The sequence below is a fragment of the Streptomyces sp. NPDC002671 genome, assembly GCF_053592475.1.
This window is the reverse complement of the sequence record NZ_JBSFVU010000018.1, coordinates 1-26,125: the sequence shown is the minus strand read 5'-3', so window position 1 is coordinate 26,125 and position 26,125 is coordinate 1. Positions and strand designations below refer to the sequence as shown.

Genomic DNA, 26,125 nt, shown 5'->3' with positions numbered 1-26,125 from the left:
GCCCGTTCAGTTGTGGGCCATGCCGACCACCGGAGGCAGGCCGTCGTGTAGGCCGAGACCGATCCGCGTTCCGCTCTCGAAGCTACAGGCGAAACCGGCTGGGTCACGGCGGTATGCCGGGTACGGGCTCGGCGAGGTGCCGTCGATCTCCTGCGACCTGATCCGCCGGACAGACCCTAGCGGCTGTCGTCCCCCGTCCCCGACGGGGCCAGGACGGCGGCCGACAACCGCTCACGGAACCAGCGGTGCCCCGGGTCCGTCGAGTTGCGGGGGTGCCAGGCCATCCCGAGGTCGAGGGGTGCCAGGTCGAGGGGGATGGGAAAGGTCCGCAGTCCCATGGCGGAGACGGTGTCGGGGAGCCAGTCGGCCAGGCTGAGCGCGACGAGGTCGGTGTCCCGGGCGAGCATCATCGCGCTCGTGTGGCTGGGTACCACGACCGCGATCCGGCGCCGCAGCCCGAGTTGCGTGAGCGCGCTGTCGATGGGCCCGAGGCGCTTGCCGAGTCGGGAGATGCCGATGTGGTCGGCCGCGGCGAACCGGCGGGCGTCGATCCGCCCGTCGAAGAGGGGATGACCGCTGCGGGCGATGCCGACCAGCGTCATCCGGGTGAGCTGCCGGGTACGGATCTCCGGGTCCAGGTGTCCGAGGACGCCCAGTTCGACATCCACCCAGCCCTGCCGCAGCCCGGGGCCGCCCTCCACCGCCTCCGGTAGGAAGACCACGTCCACCTGCGGGGCCTCCGCGTGAATCCGGTCGGTCAGGGTCCCGGCCAGCCCCACCAGGAGCAGATCGGTGGCCTGCACTGTGAAGGTGCGCTGGAGGTGCGCGGCGTCGAAACCGGGACCGGGACGCAGGACGTTGTCGCAGCTGCGCAGCAACGCACCCACCTCCTCCCGGAGTTCCACGGCGCGTGGGGTCGGGACCAGCCCCTGGCCGGCCCGGACCAGCAGCGGGTCACCGACGGCACGGCGGAGTCGGGCCAGGGTACGGCTGACCGCCGCGGGCGAGGTGCCGAGACGTTCCGCGGCGCGGGTCACGCTGTTCTCCTGGAGCAGGGCGTCCAGGACTCGCAGCAGGTTGAGATCCATTGATGCCTCCTGAACTGCATTTTTACGCCTGGATCAATGATTTGGTGTCAATCTTTGCATTGTTGCGGCATCCGCCGACGCGGAGAGTGGAGATGCCCGCGCAGACGCGTGGCATTCCCTTCGCCCCGTTCAAGGAGCCGCTGTGCAGCAGTCCCCCCGTACCGGTCGAGAAGGCGATGTGCTGGCCGTGGTCAGCCAGAGCGGACCGACGGTCTCCTTCTTCGACGCCGCCTCCGACCGGCTCCTCGGTACGACGCAAGTCCTGGCCGAGCCACACGAGTTGTGCTTCGATCCGACGCAGCGACTGCTGTGGTGCACCACGACGTACGACTCCGGCTACTACCACGCGAACAGCGGCCGGCGCACCGAACTGACCGTCATCGACCCTGACACCCGCCGTATCGTCGAGGTCGTCGACCTCGCCCCGGAACACGGACCGCACGGGCTGGCGCTGGACCCGGCGCGCCGTCGTCTCTACGTCAGCGTTGAGAGCACGGAGGACCGGCCGGGCGGTGTCGTGGTGATCGACACGGAGACCCGCCGGCCCCTGGGCAGGATCGACACGGACGCGCCGGGCCCGCACTGGTTCGCCATCGATCCGGCGGGAAGGACGGGTTACGCCACCAACAAGGAGGCGCCGTTCGTCTCGGTCGTCGACCTCGAACGGGGCACCCTCACCGCGAAGGTCGAGGTGCCGGGCAGTGAGGGACTCGCCGTCTCCGCCGACGGCACGCACGCCTTCGTCGCCGCGCCCTACGGCTCCTTCTCCGGCACCACCGAGGAGCGGCCGGCCACCGGAATCCGGGTCATCGACGCCCGGACGGCGTCCGTCGTCGTCATCTTGCCCACGGCGAACGTCGTCCTGCCGGTGCACCTGACGTCGACGGGGAAGCTGCTCGCGGGCGAAGTGCGCATGGCCCCCGACCCGGTGTCCAGACTCGGACGCCACGCGCCGGGCCGCCTCACGGTGTTCTCCGCCGACACCCGCAAGCACGTGGGTGAAGTCGAGGTGGGGCTCTTCCCGCTGACCATCACCTCGTCCCCCGACGGTCGGCTCGCCTACGTGGCCTGCGTCGTCTCGTCCACCGTCGACATCGTCGACCTGGAGACGCTGGAGAGCCTGGCCCGGCTGGACGTCACCAAGCTCGGCGAACCCGGCGCGCACGGCCTGGCGTACATCCCACGCCCGGCCTGAACCGTCGCCCGTCACCATCCCGAGGAATCGAGGCATCACCTAAGCCGGGATGGACGCTGGTCGAGCATGCCGAGCGCCGCGTCCGGCCGGCAGTGCCCGCTCTTGGCCGCCGCGCAGCAGTCGCCGGTGTGGACGGCGTCGCTGTTGGCCCTGTTCAGGCCGTACTGGACCAGCCAGTCCGGTCGCGGTGGCCGCCGGGCGGCGTGCTGTTCGACGACCCGGCGGGCGAAGCGCAGATGGCTTTCGCGTCGCTGCTTGTCGTAGGCAGCGCGGTATGGAGAGGTCCGGTCGGTGTGGACAGTGCGACGGTGTCCTGACTGCTGCCGCAGCCCATTGCGCGCGAAACACGCTCGCTGCCGCGGCTGGCGTCATGGGCTGTCGTCAGTGCGCTCCCGAGGCGGTCGCCCGTCAAGCGGTCGTGTTGGTCGCCGCCATCAGCGAATGGCTGTAACCGGTACGTGACCGCGTCTCAGGCCCACACCGCTTTGACCACGGCGTGGCCTGCTGAAGCCGCCCGCCCGTAGAACCCTTGAAGGTCCCTGTGATGGTCGAGGAACTCCTGCCTGGCCTGCGCCTCTTCCCAGCCGTGGCCGCGGAGCTTGGCACCGGCAACGTTCCAGAGCTCGTCGAAAGAGACAGTCGCGAGGAAGTCGGCGGCCTGCGACACCCCAGGCGGTTCCAGAATCATCAGGGGCGGGTTGGAGGGGTCGGCGTCAGCGCTGTGTGCCACGGGGCGGCCGCCGTAAATCGGCAGCGTCCAGGGCTCGTCGGCGTCTGCATCGAGGGAATCGGCTCCCGCATAGAGGTCATTGACGGAGCTCCAGACCTTGTCGATCGAGTCGGCGATACCTGCCGCGTACTCGTCGGGGTGGTTCTCCCAAGCCTCCCACATGAACGCCGCAAGCCAGGTGTGGTCGTCCCGGATCTCGGATTCCGTGACGGCGCGAAGGTGTAGGTGGATGCTCACCGCGACGAGTCCCCCAGTTCGGCGGCCCGCCTGTCGAGCCGAACGGACAGAACTTACTCGACGGCACTGACGGCGAGACGTCCCGTCGCCGGCCCGCCATGAAGATCGTCCAGTCGGCGTCTTCGTTGCATGGCCGGGGTGTTACGGGCAGACCGGGTGTAGGTAAAGACGTTCACGGGGCTGCAGGTGACGCAGTTCGCGCGCCTGTTGAAGTCGTGAGGGAGCGAGGCGGCGACGGTACCCCGCGGGGGTGGCAGTGGCCGTCGCCATTGGCCGAGCGGGTGCTGATGGTCGCGGTGTACTGCCGCACGAACCTGACCATGCGTCGGCTGGCACCAGCGTCCGAGACCGTTCCTACGCCGTGCGGGGCGACCGGGGTGTCCTGGCGACGATCGGTGCATGTACAGGGTCGCGGAGGGCCGAGAAACTGCAGGTGCGTGCTCCGGCCCTCCGCGACAACCGGTTAGTGGACGGGCTGCACAAACTGAATGATCTGCAGGTAGTTGCCGTCCGGGTCTTTGAATGTGGCGAACCTTCCGGCCGGTCGGTCGGTGGCGCGCGCGACCCATTCCACGCCCGCAGCGTCCAGCTGTGTTTCGAACGCGGCGAAGTCGTCGACGTGGAAGTTGAGGATCGATCGGCCAGGTTCGGGGTTGACGTCGCTGAGGTCGTCACGCTGATCGATGACCAGCATGAACCCCCCGAGAACGATCGGGCCATCTCCGGTGTGGTCGGGTGCGAGCACCTTGAGGTACCACTCACGCAACTCCATCGCTCGTGTACTCCCGAGCAGTATGCTCCCAGCGGGCATCGTGGGCATTCCGATCAAACTCCGTTTCTTGTAGTGCGGCGTCGACAGGGTGCCGACATCGGTAGAGGAAGTCACCAGAGATTTCCTCCGGCAACATGTTGGTCAGTCCTGTTGCTGACGCTAAATCAGTTCTGTGATGCGCTTGTCTACACCTCAAAACCGAAACTCAGTCGACAAGTGCGCCGCCGGACAGATTGGCGATTGCTCCCGTCATGGCTCCGGCTCGATCTGAAGCCAGGAACGCGGCCGTCTCTGCGATTTCAGAGAGTGTAGGGAGCCTCTTCAGAAGCGTCCCCTGCGCCATCGCCCCGCCTTCGAGCAATTCCTGGACCGACTGCCCGGCCGCTGCCGCGGTTTGCTTGAAGAGGTCCTTGGTGTAGGAACCCGCTGCCGGCGCATCGACGACAGCGTGTGGACGGATGCCGATCACCCGGATGTTGTTGGGTGCCAGCTCCGCGGCCAGAACCCGCGAGAAGGCCTCCTTGCCGGCTGCGCTCACGCTGTGCCCCAAGATGCCGCCCACAGCCAGTTTGGAACCCGGCTCGGACAGAGTCAGGATGACGCCAGGACGCTCGCGACCCATGTACCGCGCCACAGCCTTGCTTGTGATGAACAGCGTCCGCAGAAAGCCGTCGATCGGCCGCATGAACTCCTCCAGCGAGAGGTCCGCCAGCAAAGTCCCCTGGTCGTGCATGACACTCACGGCGTTGAGGGCGATGTCGATGCTGCCGGCCGTTGCCGCGATCGCATCCGCGTGCTTTTCGACCGCCTGTTGATCGAGAACGTCAACTTGCGCGGTCTCGACTGTTCCGCCCATGGCGGCGATATCACGCGCCACGATGTCGAGCTTCGCCTGCGTCCGCCCGGCGATGAAGACCCTCGCGCCTTCCCGGGCGAATACCCGTGCGATGGCGCCGCCGATAGCGCCCCCGCCTCCATAGATCACAGCGTTCTTGTCGCCAAGCAGTAATCCACTCATACGTGTCCTCCAAAGGTGATTGATTCTTCCGGATGATTACGCAGGCTCGGTGGTCACACCGTCGCCGCTGCGGGCTCTGTCGCGTCCACGATTACCGGAGGCTTCAGGAAGGTGGCGGCCCGGGCGACCGGTATGGAGATCACCGAGGCGGGCAGCGAGGACGCCGGCTGTCCACCCGGGCCGGCCAGGCTTACCACGCGGTACTGCATCGGGGGCGCCATGCCCATGGCGAACAAGTCGAAGCCAGGAGCGCCGGCGCCACGAGCACGGCGGTCGTGCCGACAAGGAAGAGCACCAGCAGGGAGGCCGCTACGCCACTGGCGCCGACGATCGACGATTGCGATGAGCACCCACGGCGCGAACGCATACTTGGCCTGGCTGCCCGCGCCGCCGCCGGTGCTGGGCACGGACGGATCAGCATCAGCATGGCAATCAGTGCAACCACGCTGAGCACGGCGACCGCTGTGAACGAGCCGCGCCGGCCCAGTACCTGGCCGACCAGCGGGCCCAGCGGCTCACCCGAAGCGGTCGACATGAGGAGACCGGAGGCGACCACGGAGATCGCCAGGGCTCTATTCCGGCAACCTGTCGGTCAGTCGTGGTGCTGACGCTGGATTTGTTCTGCGATGCGCTTGATGCGGTTCAGGCGTGCATCCCAGGTCTTGCCGACTTCATTCAGCTGCCGGACCGCGCGCGACAGCTGCGCCTCATCAACTTCGTAGCGCCGCTCGCGACCTATCGGTGTCGCGTGCACGAGGCCTGCGCGATCGAGGACGCCCAGGTGCTTGGTGACGGCTTGGCGCGAGATCGGGAGACGATCGCTCAGGCTGGTCGGCGTACCGACACCTTCCGCGAGCAGCAGGTCGAGCAGGCGGCGCCTGATCGGGTCGCCGATCGCCGACCACAGCTCGTCGTCGACGATCATCGTGCCACCACGGAAGGGGCGTAGCTCTGCAGTCTGGGCAGGAACATGTCCCAGCCGCGCTCGTGGTCGTGGAAGGCCTCCTCGAGCACCGCGGCTTCCCACCCCTTCTCCCGCCAGCCGCTCTCGGTCAGGCGCAGAATCGTGCCGTCACCGGAGGGCTCAAGCTCGAAGGTGACCAGGAGAGAATTGTCTGCATCGGGCAGCTGACCATCGGGAGCGACCCATCGGAACGTGAACCTGCGGGGCGGGTCTACGTCGACCACCCTGATCGGGGCAACTTCAGCGCGGTCGCCCCACACCAGCTCGCCGACTTCGCCTGGCGCAGGCTCAAGCGAGGCGTCATCGGACCACCACATCTTGATGTGCTCGGGACGACTCACCACATCGAACACGATCTCCGGGGCCGCGTCGATGCGGATCTCGCGCTCCAACTTTCCGAACTCCACTCCAGACCTCCAATGAGCAACCATCCGTTGCGCATTACTGTGCCACGGGCATCAGAGACGTGCAACCTCTTGTTGCGTAACGGGGGTGTCCCATGCCTTCCTCGGCGACCCACACGCCGTGGCCGAGCTGCTGCAGGGGCTGCGGGAACCCGATGCGAGCGCCGCTGCCCCAACCTGGCCTGTCCCGACCGTGCCCCCTGCTCGGGGACCATTCGGCGCTGTTCTCCGGCCGCCGTGTACTGGCTCGGGTCGCCTCGTCCAAGAGATCGCGCCCCGTGAAAGCTGCCGCGGGCATGCCGATGTGCGGGGCGCTCGAGGCTGGGGGAGGCGCCCCATTGGCTCCGTCGGCTGGGCCCGGAGTGGGCCTCCGGTCCTCTGGGGGCGTGACGCTGGCCATGCGAGCGAGGTCACATCCTAGCGAGGGTCGTAGAGCCAGGTGCGCCTGAAATGCACCCAAGTCCTCAAATCCACCCATTTCGGACTTTTCTCCGTAGATGGGTAGTAGGTCACATCGTTGCGTCCCGTCTCGACCGCCGCTAATCATGGCTGTCGTCGCTGCGAGCCGGAAGACCGGACCGAGCGAATCCCTCAAGGCTCTGCCCGCGTCCGCGGGTGGCCGACGCCGCCGCGAACGACAGCGGCGGCACCGACGACGTCCCCTACGGAGAGTTGCTTTCGCATGGCCATGACCAACCGCACCCGCATCGCCCGCCTCGGTCTGACCGGTATCGCGACCATGGGCGCCGCAGCCGCCGCCCTCACCCTGATGCCGACCAGCGCGCAGGCCGCCGAGGCGACGCAGGCGCATGCCTCCGCGGTCACGGCCTCCAGCAACGACAGCCGTACCACCGCCGCGTCCAAGAGCGGCACTGGCAACAACCTCGACGGCTGGATCAAGCAGTCCCTGCAGATCATGAAGGCCAAGGGCATCCCCGGCAGCTATGAGGGCCTCAAGCGCAACATCATGCGCGAGTCCGGCGGCAACCCCAGCGCCCAGAACAACTGGGACGTCAACGCCAAGCAGGGCACCCCCTCCAAGGGCCTGCTCCAGGTCATCGACCCCACCTTCAACGCCTACCACGTCGCCGGCACCGCGCACCGCGTCACCGACCCGGTCGCCAACATCACTGCTGCCGCCAACTACGCCGCCCACCGCTACGGCTCCATCGACAACGTCAACTCCGCCTACTGACCAGACTCTTCAGGGCAGGGGTCAATCACGGCGGTCGGCCCACAGGCGGCTGCGGCGAGGTGGAACTTGGCCGGCCGGTCATGCGCGGTGTGCGCGATCTCGGGCCGCCGGTCCAGGCCCGGCCGCACCACGGATGGCTTCGCCGGCGGACCGCAGTCGCAGCCGCAGCGGCCGACGGGTCAAGAACGGGAGCGCGGCTGGGATTGACGGCTGCCGCATCCGCAGGCCGTTGTCGCCCGTACGCCGCTGATCGTCGGCGACAACCCGCCCTGCACGAACTCGACGGCGTCCTGTTCACCGACGACATCCGCTGCCCGGTGCACGTCGCCGATCTGGCCGCCGCCCTTCTGGAACCGGCGTCGTACGACGCGGCCGGCATTCACCACCTCGCAGGGGCTGACGCGGTGGTCCGTCACGACATTGCGCCGTGCTCTGCAGTTCTGCATAGTGCGGCGAACGCGGAGGGGCTGCTGTCCCTGGCCGTCGAGACGCGCGCCGGGGGAGTCCGCGTGCACCGTGGCGAGCGGCAAGCTCCGTACGGTGATCGACCTGCGTCGTTGCTCGGCCGGCTTCCCGGGCCACGTCGGCACCGACCGCCTGAACTCGGCATCAACCGTTCTCGCCCGATACCGACGAAGCCAGGGAGTGCGACCCTGTGACGCTGCTGCCGCCTGCTACGCCCTAGCTCATGGGCTGCCCGCGTTGAGTGAGAGGTCAGTAGCCGACAGTGAAGCGCTCGCCGATGTGCTGCTGCAATTCGACCTCATCGAGCAGGGCAACTGCGTAGTCCTCGGCGGAGATGCGGCTGTCGCCGTCGGCGTCGACGACCAGGTCGTCCAGGGCGATGCGGTAGGTGCCTGTGCGCTCGCCCGGCTCGATCGTTGCGGCGGGGCTGAGACACGTCCACCTCACGTCGCTGACCGTGCGGTAGAAGTCGAGGGCGTCCCCGTGGGCGTGCATGATCTGGAGCAGGAACTCCGGCAGGCCCTCGGCGTCCCAGACCAGCTTGCCGTCCGCCTTGCGCAGGGAACCGGCGCCGCCGACCGCGATGAGCCGGGGTGCTGCGCTCCCCAGTGTGCTCAGCCCGGCGACCAGGGACTCGGCGCTGGGCCGGATGGTGGCGAGGTGGCCCGGCCCGCCGCCTCCGCCGACCGCACTGACTACGACGTCCCGCCCCTTGGCTACGGAGGCGACGAATTCAGGGTCCAGGACGTCACCGGTGACCACGTCCAGGTTGGGGTCAGTCAGGGTGATCTTCGCAGGGTCGCGTACGACAGCTGTGACCTGGTGACCGCGGCGAAGCGCCTCGTTCAGAATGCGGGTTCCGATAGTGCCGGTGGCGCCGAACAGGGCAATCTTGGACAAGTGATTCTCCAGTCCCGATTGATCATCTCAGGATTGGGAGCCTAGCGGGATACCTCATTGCGAACTCGGCATAGCGGCTTTTTCGGTCATGTCGGGGCAAGTCAAGTGCGGCATTGGTAACAACCCCAGACCGCTGTGGTTGGCCAGTTGAGCACCACGACCTCGTGGTTCCATCGGCGAGCGGCGGCCCCCGCCCACATGGTCGCCGCACCGCACAAAGCCGCAGGGGCTGGCCGGCTGGGGGCACGCTGGTCGAGCAAGGGGATGCGGCGTCAGTTGCCGAGCGAACCTGTGTGGCCGGGGCGGGGCCGACTCGACCCGCTGTCGGCTCGCATTTCGCGTGTCGCTGCAGACTTGGAAACACCGAAGAGTGGGGCGAGCTGCCGCAGCGTCAGGTTCGTCCGCCAGTATGCGGCCACCAACAGGATCTGGTCCTCCAGGGGCAGCCCGCGCTGCGAGCCGCTCGCCCGGGCGGTGCGGCGGCCACACGGGCCGAGCGATCGTCGGGTAGGGCGATGCAGTCGGCGGGGTTTCGGTAGGAGTACCAGTACCTGCCGGTGCACCCGCCCGGACGCTGACGAGCCTTCCGTTTCTGGCTGACGGGTTGGCCGATGACGCTGCTGGCGAGCAGGCGTTCGACATCCTCCCGGACCGTCCTGTCGGGCTCGGCCACCTCGGACGCCCTCAGCACTGCCTCCTCGGCGCTGGTTGCCTGCGCGGCCTGGCGCAGGAACTAGGAGTTGGCGATGCAGGTGACGACGATCATCTGCGCGGTGGGCATGCCTAGCGCGACAGGCGTGTAGTCACGGACGAACTGCTGTTTGCGTTCGAGCAGGGGAGTCAACCCGGTCATGGCAGTTCCATCCCTCTGGCGAGCAAGCAGCGGGGCGACGAAGCCCCTCGCAGGCGTCGCGCGTTCACACACGGACGTGACGGAAGTGCGTGGTCAACCGCCCCGTCTCGTCGAGGACGTGGAAAGCGAGTGCAGGTAGATGGTCCAGGTAGACATGGTCCTGTGGGTGTGCGCGGTGTTCCCAGGGAAGACGGAGAGTGGAGACGACTCCAGGGGCCATCAGCAATGGGCGTCCGGCGAAGACGGTCGCCGCGGCTGTGTGGGCATGGCCGCAGAGGAACGCTGCGATATTGCGGTGACGGTCAGCGAGGGCCGCGAGCCGCTCCGCACCGAACTGGCGGATGCCGTCGATGAACGGGACGTGCAACAGCGTCGGCGGGTGGTGGAAGCCGATCAGCACGGGCGTCCGGTCGGAGGTCCGCGCCAAAACGTCCTCGAGCCACGCCAGGGTTTCGTCCGAGAGGAAACCCTCGTCCTTGCACGGCACTGATGAGTCGCACATCGCGATGACCACGTCAGCGCTCCGATGCACCTGGTTGACCGGAGTTGTCGAACTCGCCTGCGCCAGGAGGTGAGTGCGGAAGGAATCACGCCTGTCGTGGTTACCGGGACAGAGCATCACCGGGTGCCGCGAGGAGAAGAGCCGACGGGCCTGCTCGTACTCGGCCGGCAGACCGTGATCGGTGATATCTCCCGTCACCAGGACCGCGTCCAGGTCGTAGGGCAGGTCCTCCAGGTAGCTCATGACAGCCCGGGTGCGCTCGATGCTGCGCGGCTCACTGTCGATGTGGGTGTCACTGAGATGGGCTATCACGATCATCGAGGTACGTCCTGTCGCTGTCGGACTGTTGATCACTTGGGCTTGAGGCTATGGAGACACTGGCCCAGGAGTAAGATCCAGTTCCGTGCAGAAATCCTGGTCCGGTTCGCGCGTCGCCCTGCACCTCAGTCTCGACGCCTCGAAAGGTCGCCGTTCGGCTCTGGAGTCGGCGCTGCGCGACGCGATCCGCCAGGGGCGCCTGGCCGCAGGGACGCGCCTGCCCTCCACCAGGGGACTGGCTACCGAGCTCGGACTGTCCCGTGGCACGGTGACCGCTGCCTACGACCAACTGGTCGAAGAGGGCTACCTGACCACCCGGCCCGGGTCGGGCACCACCGTGGCGGACATACCGCCGGAGACCGTTACCTCCCCACCAGCCACATCGATACCGGCGGGTCCTCGCCATGACCTGCGACCAGGGCTTCCCGATGTCAGCGCCTTCCCCGCCCGAGCCTGGCTCACGGCGACACGCCGGGTGGTTGCGGACGCGCGTTCGGTGGTGCTCGGCGCCGGAGACCCGCAAGGCCGGATCGAACTGCGTGCCGCAGTCGCCGACTACCTGGGCCGCACCCGCGGTGTGGTCACGAGCCCCGACCGCATCGTCATCACCTCCGGTTACTACCAGGGTCTGAGCCTGCTCAGCAGCGTTCTGGCCGGGAGCGGCGCCAGGACGGTAGCCGTCGAGGATCCGAGTCACAACATCTTCCGCGCCGTTGTCCAACGCGCCGGACTTGCCACCTTGCCCATGCCCGTCGACGCCCACGGCGCCTGCATGGACGCGCTGACGCACGAGGTCGACGCCGTGCTCCTCACGCCCTCGCATCAGTACCCGACCGGTGTGCCTCTCCATCCCAGCCGACGTCAGGCCGTCGGCGCCTGGGCACGCACCACCGGCGGGCTGGTCATCGAGGACGACTACGACGGCGAGTACCGCTACGACCGCCAACCCGTCGGCGCCCTCCAGGGCATCGCTCCCGACCGGACCGTCTACTGCGGCACCGTCTCCAAGGCCCTCGGCCCAGCTCTGCGCCTGGCCTGGATGGCTCTACCGCCCCAGCTGGTGAAGCCGCTGGTCGAAGCCAAGCAGCAAGCCGATCTCTACACCGAGAGCCTCTCCCAGCTCGTCCTCGCGGATCTGATTACCAATCACGCGTACGACCGCCACGTCCGTGCCACCCGCCTGCGCTACCGCCGACGACGCGAACTGCTCCTGGCCCGCGTGTCCGGTGTCACGGGACTGACCGCCCACGGCGTCCCCGCCGGTCTGCACACCCTCTTGACTCTCCCCGCCGACTGGCCGCCTGAAGTTGAGATCCTCTCGCGCTGCGCCCGGCAGGGACTTGCCCTGCGTGGCCTGTCCGAACTCCACATCGATCCCCACGGACGCCCGGCAGGTCTGCTCATCGGCTTCGCAGCCCCGCCCGAACACGCCTACCGGCCCGCTCTTGACGCACTGTTCGGGACGCTCCTGAAGCTGGTGACCAGCCCGAAGTGACGAACACGTCAACTGCGCTCACCGCTTACGGCGTTGGTTCGCCTTCTCCACCACGCCCTCGCGGTTCCCGCGCCGCGGCGGGCACGGCTCAGTAGCCCTGGGCGATCATCTTTTCCTGCATCAGCGTTTCCAGCTCCGTGTTCGACAGCGGGTGCAGCGTGTTCAGGAGGTGGCGCAGGCCGGGTTCGCCGAGGGACCGGCTGGTGACTTCAACCTCCGCGTCGTGGTGGTGGCTGGTGAGGGTGATGTCGCGGGTGCCGCCGGGGAGGCGGCGGATCATGCGCATCTCGCCGTGCACGTCCACCGTGCAGGTCAGACCCTTCTCCACGGGCTCTGGGCATCGTGGGGTCTGCGTGAGGGGCGAACGCACCACGAGGCCCACGTACCCCGACTCGTAGCCCTCCCGGACGGGGTGGTATTCGACGCTGAAGTAGGCGGGCCCGACCACGGCACGGGATACCCGCATTCCAGGCGGCGCAGCGCCCAGATACAGCAGTTCCGGATGCTCCCGGTAGCGCGCGATCTCCGCCGTGTGCCGGCGCTGCTGCGCCTGCGCCGGGCCGATGAAGCCCCCGTAGACGACGCCGGCCGCCAGCGCGGCCACCGCCCCCAGCCGTACCCACCGGCTCGGCACGAAGAACGCCGCGGCGACGGCGTACGGCACCCCCGTCAGCGCGACCCGCGTGCTGGAGCTCCCCAGGTCGACGTGCCCGCCGTAAGCGGCCAGGCCCGCCAGGACGCCGAGCGTGCCGAGGACGAAGACCAGGGCCGCCCAACCGAGCAGCCGGCGCACCGAGCCGCACAGTGGCACCACGCCTCTCGCCGGTATGCCCGCTATGGCCAGCAGGCCCACTATCAGCGGCACGCCCCACGCGAGGACCGGCACTGCCGCCCCGGCACTGCCGCCCCAGGCCGTCACCACCAACTCGAAGCCGAGCGCCGGCATCGAGGCCGCCATCGTCGCCCAGACCAGGAAGAGATGCAGGGCCGTCAGCGCCCCTCTGCCACTTGTCATGCCGCGGAGCCTGCCAGCCCGCGTCCTGACGCACATGAGTTCTCCTACTCAGTACGCCCTTTCCGACCCTGCGCAAGGTGCGCATCCGCCGTTGCCGAGCGGCCCGGGCTTCGCGGTCTGCTCCTGGTCCAGGCATGATTCCCTCCGTGCATGAAGGCAGGGGCCATCGCAGGCAGGGACGGTTCGCGCTGACGGAGCCGGAGCACGGCCACGTCTGGGGAGTCTGTGCCGAGGTAGACGGACTCTTCAGGGAACCCAGGCGCGGGACGTACGAACTGTTCGGTTGGGTTCCGGACGGAGCCGAGGTGCGCGGCTGGGTCGGCAGCCGGGTGTGGCTGGCACCGGAAGACAACACGCTCGACGCCTGGCTGCTGGAGGACGCGGAAAGCCTCGGGCAGCACCCTCGAACGGATGCTCTCGTGCTCACCGGCATGGACGACTACATGGGCCCGCCGGAGGGATACCGGGCTCCGGTCCGTCTGCACGACGGGTACCGCTGGCTGGGCTCGTGCCGGGAGTTCGCGCGTGTGCTGCCCGAAGAGCGGGCCACGCCCCCGCTCGTCCTGCGGGGCCTCGCCCCGGGTGATCGGCTGCGACGGGCGCTGGCGACGGGCACCCGGCGCGCGCTGGACCTGGACGAGGCCCGGCTGGAGATACGGGACGACAACGGCGAGCCGCTCACCGACCGGCTGCTGCGGCCCTGGGTTCGTGCGTGGCGCCCGTCCTCCCACGGGCCGGATCTGATCGACCTGGAACTCGACGGGGAGCTCCACAGACCCGTACCTGGATATGCCCGTCCCGTCTGGGACCGTTGGCTCGCCGGCCCGCCGGAGGCCCCCGGCGTCTGGGCCGGCCTGGATACCCGGCAGCGCGAGGCGTGGCTCGAACTGGTCCGCGAGCGGGGGTGCCGGCTCAAGCACCAGGGCCGACCGGCCGGACACGTGTACGGGCTGGACGGACGGCACATCACCGATGAACCGGGCCTGTTTCTGGCGCTCGGTGAGGCCGTCAACGGGCCGGGCGGCTACTTGGGCGGATGCGTGGACGCCCTCGTGGACTGTCTGCGCGGCAACTTCGGCTACACCGCCCCCGCAACGCTGCTCTGGCGGGACGCCGCGACCGCGCGCGAGCACCTGTCCCACGTCCTGACACCGGAGGGTGAACCGTGCGACCTGGTCGCCCTGGTGCTCGAAGTCCTGGCCGAGGGCGGGATGCGCGTCACCTTCACGTGAAATCAGCGTTCGCCACGCCGGAGCAGTCACTCCGCCCCGTGCCCGCCCTTCCCGCCGCATCGGACTTGAACGCGTCCCGGCCGGCCTTGCCAACCACGGCTGAGCTGCCTTGCTGCCCGGCGCGGCGCGCGGGCCGGGGCGTCGAGCTCGTTGAACGGGGCTGTCCAGTGCTCGGCCAGGACGGCGGGGAAGCCGCGGAGGTCGAGAAGGCTCTGACGGGATGCCGGCTGCGGGAAGAGTTCGGGCGGTCCGCTGGCGCCGCGGCGGATCCCGACCTCGTCGGCGAGGATCGCGCGCAGCGCAGGTGAACAGTGTGGGGAGAGGCGGCGAAGGAAGCCATCCGGCAACTCACCCTCGAAGACGCAGCCCTACCCGCGTTCCTCGGGGAAGGCGTCGCCGTACATCGGCAAGCCGCTCACGGACTGCTCCCAGGAGACTTCCTCTTCGATCACGTCCCAGTGCTCCATCAGAACGCCGTCTTCGATGCGGAGGAAGTCGACGGCGATCCATGGGGCGGGCTGCCCGTGGCCCGTGAAACGCCCGCGCACCATGACCATGTCCCGTTCCGCCATGATCAGCTCCCACTCGTGCTTCAGCTCCGCCGGGAGGCTTTTGACCAGGTTGAACAGGCCGTCCCGGCCGGGAGCGATATGGGCGCTGTGCTGGATGTGGTCGGGGGACCAGAAGCGTTCGGCGGCAGCGTAGTCCCGCTGGTTGAACAGGGTGTCGAAAGCCTCGCGGACGATGGCCTTGTTCCTGTCTTCGGTGGTGCTCATGGGTTGGTCACCTACTGTTCGATGTGGGGACGGATGGTGCGGATGCTGGGGCGTCGCCAGGCGGCAGGGGCGGGCGCGGGGCCGTCGTGGCGGACGTTGTCTGGCGCCGTGCGGCCGGGCCGGTCCAGCTCTTGAGACTGAACAGTGCTCCGCCGTCGGCGACCGCCCCGAGCGCCTGCGCGTCGAGGGACAGCCGCGCGGTGATCGCGTTGAGCAGCAGCGTGGCAGCCTCGGGAAAGGTGGCCTTCGCGGGAGCCGGTACCACCGATGCCTGGTGGACGACCAGTTGCTCGGCGTAGGCGCCGCCGTGCGGGCCGAAGGGGATGACGCAGGCGATCACGCGTTCTCCCACGGCCAGGCGCCCGTCGGTGCCCGGTCCGGGCTTGTTCTCCTGACCGTGGCTGGTCGTGTTCCACTCCGGGCTGTGCACGGTCGGCCGGCCGGTGCGGCAGCCGCTGGGCCGGTGCGGACGCGAGTCGTTCACCCCTGGAGCAGGGTGGCCATGTAGGTGTTCGACTCGGTGACGTAGGCGTGCTCGCCCGGTCCGGCGTTGTCTCGGTAGGCCCGGGCCTGCTCGACGACGATCTCCTCGCTGTCGGTGGCAAGCTCCTCGATGGCCTGGGCGATGAAGTCCTCGAGCGGCATCGCCTGCCCCTCGCCATCGAGGCCGCCCAGGCCGGTGGCCACCCACGGCGGCACGATCTCCTGGACCTTGACCCCGGCGTCACGCAGCAGGAACCGCTGGGACAGGGCATAGGAGTGCAGGGCGGCTTTGGTGGCGGAGTAGACGGCGAACGGCGCGAGCGGCGTGAAGGCGAGCGCGGAGGTGTTGTAGACGATCGTGGCGTCGGGCTGCCTCTTGAGGTGCTCGGTGAAGGCCGAGGTGGTGCGCATGGTGCCGAGCAGGTTGGTGGTCACCTGCGCGGTCGTTGTGGCCTCGTCCAGGGGGGAGGCGGCGTCGTCGGGCAGCATGATGCCGGCGTTGTTGAGCAGGACGTTGAGGCCGGGGTGGGCGGCCAGGACCTGTTCGGCGGCCTTGGTGATGCTGTCCGGGTCGGCGATGTCGAGCTCGACCGCCTCCATGCCGGGGTTGGCGGCTGCGACTTGGTCCAGGACGTCGCATCGACGGCCGGCGATGATAACGGTGTTGCCGAGGCGGTGCAGGGCCTCGGCCAGGCCGCGGCCGATGCCACTGCCGCCGCCGGTGATCAGGATGGTGTTTCCGGTGAGCTTCATGAGGTGCTCCTCGGGGTCTCAGACGGCGGCCAGGGCCGGGTAGTCGGTGTATCCGCGCGCACCGGAGGCGTAGACGGTGGTCCAGTCGATGTCGGCGAGCGGGGCTCCGGTGGCGAGCCGGGCGGGCAGGTCGGGGTTGGCGATGAACGGGCGGCCGAAGGCGACCACGTCGGCAAGCCCTGATTCGACCAGGTGGGCGGCCCGCTCGGCGTCCAGCTCGACGTTGGCGATGAGCGTGCCGTCGAACAGTGGCCGGAAGTGGGCGAACATGCCGTCGCCGCCCAGTCCGTCGAGCGGGGTCGCGGTCAGGTCGTGCGTGGCGCCCATCACCAGCAGGTGTGACAGGCCGTTCAGGTGGGAGATGACGTACTCGGCGGTCGGCAGGGTCTCGTCGTTGGCCTCGAACTGGCCGGTCTCGTGCATCGGGCCGAGCTTGACTCCGGTCCGTTCCGGGCCGACAGCTGCAGCCACCGCCTCGGCGATCTCCAGGGTCAGCCGGGCCCGGTTCTCGACGGAGCCGCCGTAGGCGTCGGTGCGCTGATTGATGGCCTTATTGAGGAACTGGGCTGGCAGGTAAAGGTAGTTGGCCAGGATCTGAACGCCGTCGAACCCGGCAGCGATGGCGTTGCGGGCGGCGGTGGCGTAGTCGGCGATCGTCTGACGGATCTCGGCCGTGGTCATTGCGCGCGGCGTGACCGTGGGCTTGCGGCCGGTCGGGGTGACGCTGCGCTGCTGCGGGTCGACCGCGGAGGCCGACAGCGGGAGTGCTCCCTTGCACAGGTCGGGGTGCGAGATGGCCCCGGGGCGTCCAGGTCATTCATCACAGATCGATCTTGGATGCCCCGTCCGCGTTCCCGGACACACCGTCAGCGTTCGGAACGACTCGCCTGGGCTCTGTCCGGAGGATGTACCTCGGGTTTGAGGGTGGCGGTGCGCGGCTGGCGGCATGAGGGGCCAAAGCAGTGCGCACAGGTGCGATGGCAGGATGACGGCATGGTTTCGAATCAGCCGTGGACGGGGTTTCACGGTGACCTGCTGGCAGCTAAGGCATTGGTGTACGACCCGAGCGGTTTCGTCTGCTCGCTGCCGGTGACCGAACCGGAGAGTGCCGAGTACGCGGCTTGCGCGTTCACACTCGATGACCGCTCGGTTCGGTTCCGCGTGGCCAAGACTACCCCGGCGAAAGTGGGCCAGTTCGTCACCGTGTGGCAGCGGTCTGAAGAGGGGCCGATCCGGCCCTTCGACGCCGACGACGGAGTGGACCTCTTCGTCATCAGCAGCTGCGACGACGACGGCTTCGGACAGTTCGTGTTCCCGTGCGAGGTGTTGTACGAGCGCAACATCGTCTCCTGTAACGGCTCCGGCGGGAAGCGCGGATTCCGCGTCTACCCGCCGTGGGTGACCACGACCAACCGGCAGGCCCGTAGCACGCAGGCATGGCAGGTGAACTACTTCTTCAACCTCGGTCAGGACGGGCTTGCCGACCTGACTCTCGCCCACGCCCTCTACCACCCATAGGTGCCCGCTGCGCGATGGCGTCCGGCGACCTGGAACAGCACGGCGGTCGGACCTTCGAGGGCGTTGCCGTGCGCGTCGCCCAGCGCGTCCTCGCGCTGGCCGCAGCGGTCTGGCACAACCACAAGACCCGGCAGCCTGTCATGCGATCCCTGATCGCCTACGACCACTGATCACATCGGAATGACTCGTCTAGACGTGGCCGCGCTGTGGCGGGCGGTGGAGTCCGTCGCCCCTCGCGAGGAGGTCAACGCCGCCGCGGCGACGGTGGAGGAACTGGTACCGCCCGAGGACGACGCGGCCGAGGCGGCGGTCCGCGCGCTGCTGGCCTCCCGGTACAACACGGTGCGTCCGTTCCTGACCCTGCTCGGGGAGTCGACGGCGCTCGGGGCCGCGTCGGGCGGGCGCCGGGTGAAGGACAAGCCGCTGCTGCCCAGGGAGATCGACAGCAAGCTGGTCCCGCCGGCCTGGCGGCGGGAGGTGTTCAACAACGCGGACCTCCCAGCCGGGGCGGTGGACCGCGACGCGTACGTGGTCTGCGTGCTGGAACAGCTCTATCGCGCACTTCAGTGTCGGGACGTGTTCGCGTCACCGTCGAACCGGTGGTCCGACCCGCGGGCGCGGCTGCTGGATGGCAAGGCATGGGAAGCGGTGCGCGAGGACACCCTGGCGGGCCTGAGCTTGAACGAGCCGGTCGAGGAGCATCTCAAAGGCCGGGCAGGACGCGAAGCTCAGCTTCGAGATCCAGCCCAACGGCAGGTTGAAGCTGAACGTGGACCGGCTCGGCGCACTCGGCGAGAGCGCCTCATTGAAGTGGCTGCGCCAGCCCACCGCGAAGATGCTCCCGAAGATCGACCTGCCAGACCTGCTGTTCGAGGTCGACTCCTGGACCGGGTTCCTGGACGCCTTCGTGCACCTGGGCGAGGGCCGGACGCGCATGGAGGACATCAAGACCTCGCTGGTCGCGCTGCTCGTGAGCGAGGCGTGCAACATCGGGTACACGCCGGTCATCGACGCCGAGGACGAGGCGCTCACGCGGGCCCGGCTGGTCCACGTCGATCAGTACTACCTGCGGGTGGACACCATCGCCGCGGCGAACGCGAAGCTGATCGAGGCGCAGGCGAAGGTGCCGATCGTGAAGTTCTGGGGCGAGGGCCTGCTGGCCTCGGCCGACGGGCTGCGGTTCGTTGTCCCGAAGCGGACCATCCACGCCGGGCCGTCCCCGAAGTACTACCACTTCAAGCGCGGCATCACTTGGCTGAACGCAGTAAATGACCAGGTCGCGGGTATTGGGCAGATGGTCGTGTCACCTCGACGAGGACGACGAGGGCACCGGCGAATGACGCGGCGTTAGGGCGCGTATCGGGTCGTGATCAATGAGCATCGCAGCTTCCGGGGCGGGTGCCCGTCTGGGGTACGGGGCCCGGCGATCTGCGGCTGCGCCGTGTGGTCGCGAGTGATCGGAAGCGTTGCCGCAGGCACGCAGCCGGGGCCGGAAGGCCCCGGCTGCGTGCCCGCCGGGATGGTGTGTCAGACCATGGCGAGCCGGTCCACCAGCAGCTCCACCCTCGGCTCGGTGTACTCCGGCGGCAGCCGTCCCGACCGGGTCAGGGTCGCCACCCCGTGCAGGGACGCCCAGAACACCTCGGTGAACAGCCCCGGGTCGACGCCGTCCCCGGCGACCTCGCCGAGGCACTCCAGCAGCGCGGCGAAGGCGTCCTTGAGAGGTTCCGGGGTGTCCTCCTGTGCGTACGCCAGACCGCCGTCGAGCTGGAAGATGGCGTCGTAGACCGCCGGGTTGCGTTCGGCGAAGTCGAGGTAGGCGCGCGCGAGGGCGGTGACCCGGGCGCGCGGGCCGTCCGCGGCGGCGGTCGCGGCCCGCACCGCCGCGGCCATCTCCGTGGCGCCCTGGAGGGCGACGGCGCCGATGATCTCGCGCTTGCCGCGGAAGTGGCTGTAGAGGACGGGCTGGCTGTACTCGATGCGCTCGGCGAGCCGGCGGGTGGTGACTGCGTCCCAGCCCTGCTGCTCGGCGAGTTCGCGGGCTGTCGCCACGATGAGGCGCTCGCGGACCGCCCGTTCGCGCTGCTTGCGTTCCTGTACCGACATGCCTCGAATTCTAGCACCGCTAGACAAGTGAGCGGCAGCAGTACTAGCGTTGCCTCATCAGCTAGCAACACTAGATGTCAGGGGGGCATCATGCTCAGCGCACTCGAGGTCGTCACCACCGTGGGGGTCGGCCTGATGGTGGGGGTGGAGTTCTCCGTCGCCTTCGTCATCAACCCGATCCTCAACGCCCTCCCGGAGGACAGTGGCCAACTCGGCCACGCCCACGGGGGCCGGATGCTCGGCGCCGTGATGCCGGTCTGGTACCTCACTTCGCTCGCCCTTACCGCCGTCTGGGCCATCGCCGGATGGCACCACCACGGCACCGGCCTCGTCGTCACCGCCGGCGCGCTGCTGATGCTCAGCGTGATCATGTCGCTTCTGCTGCTCGTCCCGATCAACAACCGGAACAAGACGTGGACCCCTGACAACCGGCCCGCCGACTGGAAGCAGCAGCTGAACCGCTGGGACCGCCTCCACTACGTCCGCGTCGCCGTCCTCATCGCCGCCTTCGCCCTGCTGGTCGCCGCTCTCACCTGAGCCCGCGGGCTCGCCCGCCCGGTCGTCAGCCGCAACCGCTCGGCCCTGCGCCCGAAGTGCGGCACCGCCACCTCCATGCACATCCGGGACCCGAACACCAACACCCTCGAACTCCGCTGGTATCCCCAGGACGCGGGCGCCAGCGACACCCACTGACCGATAGCGAGAGGAAGTGCCGAGAATGGCCAAGCTGCAGAGCCTGGACCCGATTACGCCGATGTTTGCGCAGTTCAAGGAGAAGACCGGGCCCATCGTCCTGGCCAACACCTTCTTCGTCCCGAAGGAGAGGGCTGAAGTGTTCCTGGCCCTCTTTCGGAGGCAGGCGGAGTTCATGAAGGCTCAGCCGGGATTCGTCTCCCTGCAGATGCACAAGGGAACGGCGGACAGCCAGCTTCTGATGAACGTCGCGGTCTGGGAGTCGACCGAGGCTCTCGCCACGGCGTTCGGCAGCCCGGAGTTCCAGCGCATGGCGGCCGAGTTCCCTGACGACATCGTGTCGTACCCGCACATCTTCGAGCAGATCGACGTATGACACGGCAGCTGTAGCCGGGGGAGGGCAGCCGGAGAAGCCCTGCCCTCCCCCGGGCAGTCACGCATCCATGCACCATGCCGGGTCGCCAAGGCCGCCGAGCACCCCACCACGCGTAGCCCGTCCCTGAAGAGGAGTCACTATGACCGTGGAACTGAATCACACCATCGTCCCCGCCCGTGACCCGTAAGCCTCGGCGCGGTTCCTGGCCGAAATCCTCGGCCTGAGAGTCGATCCGCCGGTGGCGCACTTCACGCCGGTCACGCTGGCCAACCAGGTCAGCCTGGACTACGACCAGCTGGACGACTTCGAGCCACACCACTACGCGTTCATGGTCAGCGAGCAGGAGTTCGGCGCCGCCCTCGCCCGCATCCAGCACGGCGGAATCACCCACTACGGCGATCCCGCATGCCAAGAAATTGGGCAGATTTATCACAGTAAGCACACCAAAGGCCGCAGGGGCACCTACTTCCACGACCCCGACGGACATCTGATGGAAATCCTCACCCCGGGCGGCGCCGGGTCGTGAGGCCGACGGCGGCTCAGCGGATCATGGCTTCGCTGGTGGAGGGATCGCGTTCGTAGTCGCGACCGACGCGGTGATGTGCGCGGACAGTCCGGTGACGTCACCGGTCGACCTGACGCTGCTGCCCGAACACCGACGGGGGCACGGCGGGCCGTACGGCGATCTCAACCGGGGCTGCATCGACGTCAACCGGCTGCGTGTGCTGCTGGCCGGGCTGCCACTGCCGCGCTCTCCGGACGGCCGGCTGGTCCTGGCCGTCGACGTGTCACCGTGGCTGCGCTCGGACGCGCCGTGCTCGGCAGAGCGGCTCTTCTGTCACGTCCACGGGCGTAACGGGCGCTCCAGCGACCAGTTCATCCCGGCCTCATCGTGACCGCCGGCGCGCTGCTGATCCTCAGCGTGATCATGTCGATCCTGCTGCTGGTCCCGATCGACAACCGGGGCAAGACGTCGACCCCTGGCAAACGGCCCGCCGGCTGGAAGCAGCAGATGAACCGCTGGGGCGGCCTCCACTACGTCCGCGTCGCCGTCCTCATCGCCGCCTCCGCCCAGCCGGTCGCCCCCTCGCCTGATACCAAAGCCGCCCCGACATGCACTGGCTGGTTCACCCCTGCATGTCGACGGCTTTCGCCCCGTCGGGGTGAGCCCGACAGGGCTTCGGATTACTGACCCCGCGGGCCGACGCCGCGCCGGTGGCGCGAAATCCCGACATCCGGGAATGCAGCCTCCACGAAGCTCACCAAGCTGACGAAGACTCGCAAGGAGAAGAACAATGTCGCTGAAGAAGATCAACACCGTCCTGGTCGCCGCCTTCATCCTCTTCATCCTCTGGTTCGGGACGGAATTCATCCTGAGCCCGGAGACGACGGCGCCGGGCTTCGGCCTGCCGAGCTGGCCGTCCGGCGACGGTGACGGCTTCCTGATCATCAAGGGAATCCGCGACGTCGTGCTGGCCCTGGTCCTGGGCATCCTGCTGGTGACGGGCCACCGCCGGGCGCTGGGCTGGGTGCTGCTGGTGGAGGCCCTCGCCGCGTACGGCGACATGGCCACCGTGCTGGCCCACCACGGCTCCGTGGCCACCGCGCTCGGCGTCCACTGCCTGACCGCGACACTGATGGTGGTCAACGGCCTGCTGATCATGCGCGAGACCCGCAAGGTCGCAACCGCTCCGGCAACGCCCGCCCCGCAGCCCGCCTAACGCCACCTTGGCGCGTGTCGGTATTCGCCTGTCAGTGCCGGCAGGGAAAGGCGAGGCGCACGACAGCATCCGGAGGCATGACGGTCCCTCAAGAAGCGTCCCCGAACGACGCCGACGACGTCGAGCGCCACCTCTGCCCGCGCTGCCGGGCCGAGCCCGGCTCGCCGTGCCGCTCGCGCTCCGGTGCGGTCGCCGGCACCTACCACACCGGCTGCTTCACCAAGGTGCCCCGGCTCGCCAAGCTCCTGCGCGTGCCGACGCCCGCCAATCGCGGGCCCGGACAGCCGTGGCGGCCTGGCATCTCCGTCCCGCTCGCCCTCGCGCCGGACACCCCGACCGCCGACATCCGCATCGGGTACGCGAGGTGCTCGACGCTCACTCAGGAACTCCAGTCCCAGCTCGAGGCGCTCGCCAAGCACGGCATCCCGCGCGACAAGGTGTTCTCCGAGAAGATCAGTACCCGCGTTCGGGTCCGCCCCCAGTTCGAGGCCGCGCTCGCACTCGCTCGCCAGATCAAGGCCCACGCCCCGCACTGCCGGGTCATCTTCACCGCGTACGAGATGAAGCGCCTGGGCCGCGACGCCGCCGAACTCACCGCGCTCGCCGACCACCTGGGATGTACGACCCAAGCGGGCCGGGCCGACTGCTGTTCGCGTTCTTCGCGGCGATGGCGGAGACCGAGCGGGAGAACATCCGGGAGTCGACCCTCGAAGGACTCGACGCGGCGGCCCGTAAGGGCAAGCACGGCAGTCGGCCACCCGTCATCACCGACGACATGCTGCGCACCGTGCTGCGGCGCCGCACGAACGGCGAGTCGGTCGAGCAGAGCCAGCCCGACCTGATCATCCCCACCGGCAAGCGCAAGGGCCAGGCCCCCAGCGCCGCGAGCACTGCAGGCCCCGACGCCCTGCCGCGCCTGGCGGTCGTGTTCGAGGGCGCCGACGCCGTCCTGCGGCAGCCGGCCCGTCACTGGGAGCGACTCGGCCAAGGGAGACCTGAAGTCGTCCCCGGCTGTCGATGCGCTACTCGACGGCCGGGTCCTCTTGGGAATTCCTCAGGGCCTTCTTCACGGCCTGCTCCACCTCGTGCCGGCTGGATTCGGTCGCTGCGGCGTGCGCGGTGATGGCCGCCTGCACAGCCTCGGACGCCCGGCGCCAGCGGCGCCACTGAGCCTCGTACTCGTCTCCGGTGAGGCCCGCGAGTTTCGCGCGTTCTACCTCGGCGGATCGTTCCAGCTTGATCAACTCATCGGGGATCTCTGACACGGGCACGGATCCTAAGCGGTGAGCTACGACTTGCTGCGCTGACGCGGCCACGGGGAGGCCCACATGGGTGCGCCAGTGAGCCAAACACCGGCGCGCCAATACCTCGGGCAGGTCCTGGGGAGTAGCGGGGGAGAGGGGCTGGTCGACGTCGGTCCGGGCGGCGAGCGCCGGTGCGGTGAGGGCGGCGGTGAGCGCGCGACGAAGCAGGTTGCGGCGCGCCGACCTTTGCCTCGGCCGATGAGCTGGGCCAGTTCACCGAAGGCGGCGTACACAACAACTTCCTGCACGGCGAGGCCGCCCAGGTCTGCCAGCTGCACGGCTTGCTCCAGAACTGGCGGAACAACTGGGAGGGGCACCGTCCGCGGCCGTCGGTTGCCGGGATCCCCGCTCTCGTCCAGAGCAACTTCGGCAGCCCGCATTCTCAGGTGCCGCCGCCTTCGAACGGGCAGTCCGGTTGTCCTTGTGACCGTCGATTCCGCCTCCCCGCCCTGGCTGCGTAGGCGCGATGTGGCAGCACTTGCCGGCTGGCTCGGACACCAGTTGTTGATCTCGCGGTCGAGAAATGTCGGCGAGAACTGACACCACCACGTCGACGTGTCGTGATGCAGGCGGATGAACCGCACGCCTTCAGGCTGATGCAGCCGTACCTGAGAGCTGCTCCGTGTCGTTAGCGAGCTGGTCGGTGCTTCGCTGACATGGCCGGACACGTGGAGGCTGAGCAATGCGTATACGTCGGGCCCCGCGCTGGGTGGCGGTGGCACCGGCTGGTTGCGCGGTAGGACTGGGTATCGCCTGGACCGTGCCTGCGCTGGCTGACACACCCGCACTACTGCAACCGCTGTCTGCGTCTCCGAGGGCTAGTCTCGCGTACACACGGGGACGGCGTGGACAACTCTCGGATCGAGCGGTGTCGGGCGCCCTGCGACTGCCCGCAGCTCGGGGAACAGCGCGATGTAGGGCGAGGTGGCAATCGATTTGTTCAAGCTCCCAGGCGCGATTTGATCGGATCATCACGCCATGCACGCTAGCGCTGCCGTCGCCTTGGCGGTTTTCCTGGCCGTCACGGGGGTCATGCACTTTCTGGCTCCCGGCTACTTCCGCACGCTGGTACCCGTATGGCTCCGCAGAAAGCGGCTTCTTGTGGCCGCCACCGGGGCGGCGGAGGTCATGGTGGGTGCGCTGGTGCTGGTTCCGTGCAGCAGGCCGGTCGGGGGCTGGGCCGCCGCCATCCTGATCACCTGTTACCAGGTGTCCCACATGGACGCGCTGCGACGTGCGCGGCCGGACCGGCCCCGGCTGCTGGAGCGGCCGATCGGCGCGGTGGCTCGGCTGGTGGTGAATGTCCTGTACATCGCCTGGGCTGTCGCCGTGGCCAGATCCGTGGCCTGACGCCCATGTGCGGCGACTGATCGTCCGAGGTGCCAGGCCCGGTGGCGCGCCGTGACCGCGCCCCACCTCCGGGCCCGGGCCCTCGTCCCGGCAGGCGCCCGCTTCGAACGCGGCCGGTTCGTCGAACGACCAGAAGCGGTGGCCGCCGCATGAACCAGGGCCGATCGGACGCCCCACCGAACCGGGGCGCGAGTCGGCTCCTCTTCCAACTCCACTCGCTGTCAACGGTGTTCGCGCACGTGGAAGAATGAGGCCATGTGGTCACGGCTGCCGTTCGGGGAGGGACTGCGGGCTGAGCTGGGTTCGCCTCGCCGGGCTCGCAGGCTGGGCAGCAGTCCACGATCACGGGTATGGCGGACGGAGCTGTCCGGCACACCGGTGGTGGTCAAGCAGCTCATCCAGGGTCCAGAGGCAGCCGAGAGATACACCCGCGAGGTGGCTGCGCTGCGGCTCGCGTCCCGGGTCGACCCGCCCGTCGTGCCAGCGCTCCTTGGCACCGACCCCATCGAACGGGTACTGGTCCTGGAGCACGTGGACGATCAACCGCCGGCTGACGACTGGGTGGTCTGTCCCTCCCCTCGTAGCGTGAAGACCGTGACTGCAGGGGAAGTTGGGAGTCATGGCGGAGAAGCGACGGAAGTTCGATCCGGAGTTCCGTGAGG

The 26,125-nt window shown here is 68.6% G+C and carries 28 protein-coding genes and 7 pseudogenes; 17 read left to right on the top strand and 18 right to left on the bottom strand.

The window, feature by feature from the left end:
* Positions 1 to 176: 176 nt before the first annotated feature.
* A complete protein-coding gene (locus ACWD35_RS26390) occupies positions 177 to 1,088 on the bottom strand; it encodes a LysR family transcriptional regulator (protein ID WP_451353774.1) in 912 nt (303 codons plus the stop codon).
* Positions 1,089 to 1,230: 142 nt separating this feature from the next.
* Between ACWD35_RS26390 and ACWD35_RS26385 the strand changes: the two genes are divergently transcribed.
* Positions 1,231 to 2,283: a YncE family protein gene (locus ACWD35_RS26385; RefSeq protein WP_451353773.1), complete on the top strand. Its 1,053-nt coding sequence runs from the start codon at positions 1,231 to 1,233 to the stop codon at positions 2,281 to 2,283.
* A gap of 469 nt (positions 2,284 to 2,752) precedes the next feature.
* Here the strand turns inward: ACWD35_RS26385 and ACWD35_RS26380 are convergent, their stop codons facing one another.
* Entirely contained in the window at positions 2,753 to 3,250 is a 498-nt protein-coding gene (locus ACWD35_RS26380) for a DUF1877 family protein (protein ID WP_451353772.1), read from the bottom strand.
* Positions 3,251 to 3,430: 180 nt separating this feature from the next.
* Here ACWD35_RS26380 and ACWD35_RS26375 point away from each other — a divergent pair.
* Positions 3,431 to 3,588, top strand: a pseudogene (locus ACWD35_RS26375) (IS5/IS1182 family transposase); the annotation flags it as partial.
* Between the two features lie 125 nt (positions 3,589 to 3,713).
* Here ACWD35_RS26375 and ACWD35_RS26370 read toward each other — a convergent pair.
* The 5 genes from ACWD35_RS26370 to ACWD35_RS26350 form a co-directional block, all read right to left on the bottom strand.
* Positions 3,714 to 4,136 (bottom strand): VOC family protein, encoded by a 423-nt coding sequence (locus tag ACWD35_RS26370; protein WP_451353771.1) that lies wholly within the window; start codon positions 4,134 to 4,136, stop codon positions 3,714 to 3,716.
* Between the two features lie 91 nt (positions 4,137 to 4,227).
* A complete protein-coding gene (locus ACWD35_RS26365; protein ID WP_451353770.1) occupies positions 4,228 to 5,040 on the bottom strand; it encodes an SDR family NAD(P)-dependent oxidoreductase in 813 nt (270 codons plus the stop codon).
* Positions 5,041 to 5,093: 53 nt separating this feature from the next.
* On the bottom strand, positions 5,094 to 5,267 hold the full coding sequence (locus ACWD35_RS26360) for a hypothetical protein (protein WP_451353769.1): 174 nt from the start codon (positions 5,265 to 5,267) through the stop codon (positions 5,094 to 5,096).
* Positions 5,268 to 5,632: 365 nt separating this feature from the next.
* Positions 5,633 to 5,965 carry an ArsR/SmtB family transcription factor gene (locus ACWD35_RS26355; RefSeq protein ID WP_451353768.1) on the bottom strand — a complete coding sequence of 111 codons (333 nt, stop codon included), beginning with the start codon at positions 5,963 to 5,965 and terminating at the stop codon, positions 5,633 to 5,635.
* Entirely contained in the window at positions 5,962 to 6,396 is a 435-nt protein-coding gene (locus tag ACWD35_RS26350; RefSeq protein WP_451353767.1) for an SRPBCC domain-containing protein, read from the bottom strand. The genes ACWD35_RS26355 and ACWD35_RS26350 overlap by 4 nt, the downstream gene beginning before the upstream one ends.
* A 598-nt stretch (positions 6,397 to 6,994) precedes the next feature.
* On the opposite strand from ACWD35_RS26350, the gene ACWD35_RS26345 reads away from it, so the two are divergent.
* The gene (locus tag ACWD35_RS26345) at positions 6,995 to 7,603 is read left to right on the top strand and encodes a transglycosylase SLT domain-containing protein (protein ID WP_451353920.1); all 609 of its coding nucleotides are present in this window, start codon (positions 6,995 to 6,997) and stop codon (positions 7,601 to 7,603) included.
* 179 nt (positions 7,604 to 7,782) lie between these two features.
* On the opposite strand, the gene ACWD35_RS26340 is transcribed toward ACWD35_RS26345, so the two are convergent.
* From ACWD35_RS26340 to ACWD35_RS26325, 4 genes and pseudogenes are all read right to left on the bottom strand, one after another.
* Positions 7,783 to 8,019, bottom strand: a complete 237-nt coding sequence (locus tag ACWD35_RS26340; protein WP_451353766.1) for a hypothetical protein — start codon at positions 8,017 to 8,019, stop codon at positions 7,783 to 7,785.
* A gap of 298 nt (positions 8,020 to 8,317) precedes the next feature.
* Complete coding sequence (locus tag ACWD35_RS26335; protein ID WP_451353765.1) at positions 8,318 to 8,968, bottom strand: NAD(P)-dependent oxidoreductase; 651 nt, start codon at positions 8,966 to 8,968, stop codon at positions 8,318 to 8,320.
* Positions 8,969 to 9,306: 338 nt separating this feature from the next.
* Positions 9,307 to 9,429 (bottom strand): annotated as a pseudogene (locus ACWD35_RS26330) (helix-turn-helix domain-containing protein); the annotation flags it as partial.
* A 456-nt stretch (positions 9,430 to 9,885) separates the two neighbouring features.
* Positions 9,886 to 10,641, bottom strand: coding sequence for a metallophosphoesterase (locus ACWD35_RS26325; RefSeq protein ID WP_451353764.1), 756 nt, complete (start codon positions 10,639 to 10,641; stop codon positions 9,886 to 9,888).
* Between the two features lie 85 nt (positions 10,642 to 10,726).
* On the opposite strand from ACWD35_RS26325, the gene pdxR reads away from it, so the two are divergent.
* Positions 10,727 to 12,136 (top strand): MocR-like pyridoxine biosynthesis transcription factor PdxR, encoded by a 1,410-nt coding sequence (pdxR, locus tag ACWD35_RS26320; protein WP_451353763.1) that lies wholly within the window; start codon positions 10,727 to 10,729, stop codon positions 12,134 to 12,136.
* An 88-nt stretch (positions 12,137 to 12,224) separates the two neighbouring features.
* Here pdxR and ACWD35_RS26315 read toward each other — a convergent pair whose 3' ends face one another.
* A complete protein-coding gene (locus ACWD35_RS26315) occupies positions 12,225 to 13,151 on the bottom strand; it encodes a hypothetical protein (protein ID WP_451353762.1) in 927 nt (308 codons plus the stop codon).
* Between the two features lie 134 nt (positions 13,152 to 13,285).
* Here ACWD35_RS26315 and ACWD35_RS26310 point away from each other — a divergent pair, with 134 nt between their 5' ends.
* Positions 13,286 to 14,383: a barstar family protein gene (locus ACWD35_RS26310; protein WP_451353761.1), complete on the top strand. Its 1,098-nt coding sequence runs from the start codon at positions 13,286 to 13,288 to the stop codon at positions 14,381 to 14,383.
* A 368-nt stretch (positions 14,384 to 14,751) separates the two neighbouring features.
* On the opposite strand, the gene ACWD35_RS26305 is transcribed toward ACWD35_RS26310, so the two are convergent.
* From ACWD35_RS26305 to ACWD35_RS26290, 4 genes are read right to left on the bottom strand one after another with little or no spacing between them, the layout of a single operon-like run.
* Positions 14,752 to 15,159 (bottom strand): nuclear transport factor 2 family protein, encoded by a 408-nt coding sequence (locus ACWD35_RS26305; protein ID WP_451353760.1) that lies wholly within the window; start codon positions 15,157 to 15,159, stop codon positions 14,752 to 14,754.
* 7 nt (positions 15,160 to 15,166) lie between these two features.
* Entirely contained in the window at positions 15,167 to 15,643 is a 477-nt protein-coding gene (locus ACWD35_RS26300; protein WP_451353759.1) for a hypothetical protein, read from the bottom strand.
* Entirely contained in the window at positions 15,640 to 16,395 is a 756-nt protein-coding gene (locus ACWD35_RS26295; protein ID WP_451353758.1) for an SDR family oxidoreductase, read from the bottom strand. The genes ACWD35_RS26300 and ACWD35_RS26295 overlap by 4 nt, the downstream gene beginning before the upstream one ends.
* Positions 16,396 to 16,413: 18 nt before the next feature.
* Positions 16,414 to 17,154, bottom strand: a complete 741-nt coding sequence (locus ACWD35_RS26290; RefSeq protein ID WP_451353919.1) for an oxidoreductase — start codon at positions 17,152 to 17,154, stop codon at positions 16,414 to 16,416.
* A gap of 234 nt (positions 17,155 to 17,388) precedes the next feature.
* On the opposite strand from ACWD35_RS26290, the gene ACWD35_RS26285 reads away from it, so the two are divergent.
* From ACWD35_RS26285 to ACWD35_RS26275, 3 genes and pseudogenes are all read left to right on the top strand, one after another.
* Entirely contained in the window at positions 17,389 to 17,913 is a 525-nt protein-coding gene (locus ACWD35_RS26285; RefSeq protein WP_451353918.1) for a MepB family protein, read from the top strand.
* Between the two features lie 29 nt (positions 17,914 to 17,942).
* Positions 17,943 to 18,083: pseudogene (locus ACWD35_RS26280) on the top strand (IS982 family transposase); the annotation flags it as partial.
* 19 nt (positions 18,084 to 18,102) lie between these two features.
* Positions 18,103 to 19,216, top strand: a pseudogene (locus ACWD35_RS26275) (Tn3 family transposase); the annotation flags it as partial.
* A 224-nt stretch (positions 19,217 to 19,440) separates the two neighbouring features.
* Here ACWD35_RS26275 and ACWD35_RS26270 read toward each other — a convergent pair.
* Positions 19,441 to 20,019 carry a TetR/AcrR family transcriptional regulator gene (locus tag ACWD35_RS26270; protein WP_451353757.1) on the bottom strand — a complete coding sequence of 193 codons (579 nt, stop codon included), beginning with the start codon at positions 20,017 to 20,019 and terminating at the stop codon, positions 19,441 to 19,443.
* Between the two features lie 90 nt (positions 20,020 to 20,109).
* Here ACWD35_RS26270 and ACWD35_RS26265 point away from each other — a divergent pair, with 90 nt between their 5' ends.
* The 8 genes and pseudogenes from ACWD35_RS26265 to ACWD35_RS26230 all read left to right on the top strand — a co-directional run bounded on the left by ACWD35_RS26265 (position 20,110) and on the right by ACWD35_RS26230 (position 23,932).
* On the top strand, positions 20,110 to 20,556 hold the full coding sequence (locus ACWD35_RS26265) for an anthrone oxygenase family protein (protein ID WP_451353756.1): 447 nt from the start codon (positions 20,110 to 20,112) through the stop codon (positions 20,554 to 20,556).
* Positions 20,557 to 20,737: 181 nt separating this feature from the next.
* A complete protein-coding gene (locus tag ACWD35_RS26260) occupies positions 20,738 to 21,088 on the top strand; it encodes an antibiotic biosynthesis monooxygenase family protein (protein ID WP_451353755.1) in 351 nt (116 codons plus the stop codon).
* Between the two features lie 238 nt (positions 21,089 to 21,326).
* Positions 21,327 to 21,614, top strand: a complete 288-nt coding sequence (locus ACWD35_RS26255; protein WP_451353754.1) for a VOC family protein — start codon at positions 21,327 to 21,329, stop codon at positions 21,612 to 21,614.
* Positions 21,615 to 21,657: 43 nt separating this feature from the next.
* Positions 21,658 to 21,972: pseudogene (locus ACWD35_RS26250) on the top strand (transposase); the annotation flags it as partial.
* Positions 21,972 to 22,172, top strand: a pseudogene (locus tag ACWD35_RS26245) (DUF1772 domain-containing protein); the annotation flags it as partial. The pseudogenes ACWD35_RS26250 and ACWD35_RS26245, both read left to right, overlap by 1 nt.
* 211 nt (positions 22,173 to 22,383) lie before the next feature.
* On the top strand, positions 22,384 to 22,809 hold the full coding sequence (locus ACWD35_RS26240; protein WP_451353753.1) for a DUF4267 domain-containing protein: 426 nt from the start codon (positions 22,384 to 22,386) through the stop codon (positions 22,807 to 22,809).
* A gap of 77 nt (positions 22,810 to 22,886) precedes the next feature.
* Positions 22,887 to 23,363: pseudogene (locus tag ACWD35_RS26235) on the top strand (zinc finger domain-containing protein); the annotation flags it as partial.
* 62 nt (positions 23,364 to 23,425) lie between these two features.
* A complete protein-coding gene (locus ACWD35_RS26230) occupies positions 23,426 to 23,932 on the top strand; it encodes a recombinase family protein (protein WP_451353752.1) in 507 nt (168 codons plus the stop codon).
* On the opposite strand, the gene ACWD35_RS26225 is transcribed toward ACWD35_RS26230, so the two are convergent.
* Complete coding sequence (locus tag ACWD35_RS26225) at positions 23,832 to 24,074, bottom strand: hypothetical protein (protein ID WP_451353751.1); 243 nt, start codon at positions 24,072 to 24,074, stop codon at positions 23,832 to 23,834. The two genes, ACWD35_RS26230 and ACWD35_RS26225, sit on opposite strands and share 101 nt — an antisense overlap.
* 1,017 nt (positions 24,075 to 25,091) lie before the next feature.
* On the opposite strand from ACWD35_RS26225, the gene ACWD35_RS26220 reads away from it, so the two are divergent.
* Complete coding sequence (locus ACWD35_RS26220) at positions 25,092 to 25,463, top strand: hypothetical protein (protein ID WP_451353750.1); 372 nt, start codon at positions 25,092 to 25,094, stop codon at positions 25,461 to 25,463.
* The last annotated feature ends 662 nt before the right edge of the window (positions 25,464 to 26,125 follow it).

Coding starts and splice junctions, on each gene's coding strand:
- ACWD35_RS26390 (WP_451353774.1), bottom strand. CDS start 1,088: ATGGATCTCAACCTGCTGCGAGTCCTGGACGCCCTGCTCCAGGAGAAC.
- ACWD35_RS26365 (WP_451353770.1), bottom strand. CDS start 5,040: ATGAGTGGATTACTGCTTGGCGACAAGAACGCTGTGATCTATGGAGGC.
- ACWD35_RS26360 (WP_451353769.1), bottom strand. CDS start 5,267: ATGGGCATGGCGCCCCCGATGCAGTACCGCGTGGTAAGCCTGGCCGGC.
- ACWD35_RS26355 (WP_451353768.1), bottom strand. CDS start 5,965: ATGATCGTCGACGACGAGCTGTGGTCGGCGATCGGCGACCCGATCAGG.
- ACWD35_RS26325 (WP_451353764.1), bottom strand. CDS start 10,641: ATGATCGTGATAGCCCATCTCAGTGACACCCACATCGACAGTGAGCCG.
- ACWD35_RS26315 (WP_451353762.1), bottom strand. CDS start 13,151: ATGACAAGTGGCAGAGGGGCGCTGACGGCCCTGCATCTCTTCCTGGTC.
- ACWD35_RS26310 (WP_451353761.1), top strand. CDS start 13,286: ATGATTCCCTCCGTGCATGAAGGCAGGGGCCATCGCAGGCAGGGACGG.
- ACWD35_RS26305 (WP_451353760.1), bottom strand. CDS start 15,159: ATGAGCACCACCGAAGACAGGAACAAGGCCATCGTCCGCGAGGCTTTC.
- ACWD35_RS26295 (WP_451353758.1), bottom strand. CDS start 16,395: ATGAAGCTCACCGGAAACACCATCCTGATCACCGGCGGCGGCAGTGGC.
- ACWD35_RS26285 (WP_451353918.1), top strand. CDS start 17,389: ATGGTTTCGAATCAGCCGTGGACGGGGTTTCACGGTGACCTGCTGGCA.
- ACWD35_RS26270 (WP_451353757.1), bottom strand. CDS start 20,019: ATGTCGGTACAGGAACGCAAGCAGCGCGAACGGGCGGTCCGCGAGCGC.
- ACWD35_RS26265 (WP_451353756.1), top strand. CDS start 20,110: ATGCTCAGCGCACTCGAGGTCGTCACCACCGTGGGGGTCGGCCTGATG.
- ACWD35_RS26260 (WP_451353755.1), top strand. CDS start 20,738: ATGGCCAAGCTGCAGAGCCTGGACCCGATTACGCCGATGTTTGCGCAG.
- ACWD35_RS26240 (WP_451353753.1), top strand. CDS start 22,384: ATGTCGCTGAAGAAGATCAACACCGTCCTGGTCGCCGCCTTCATCCTC.
- ACWD35_RS26230 (WP_451353752.1), top strand. CDS start 23,426: ATGTACGACCCAAGCGGGCCGGGCCGACTGCTGTTCGCGTTCTTCGCG.
- ACWD35_RS26220 (WP_451353750.1), top strand. CDS start 25,092: ATGCACGCTAGCGCTGCCGTCGCCTTGGCGGTTTTCCTGGCCGTCACG.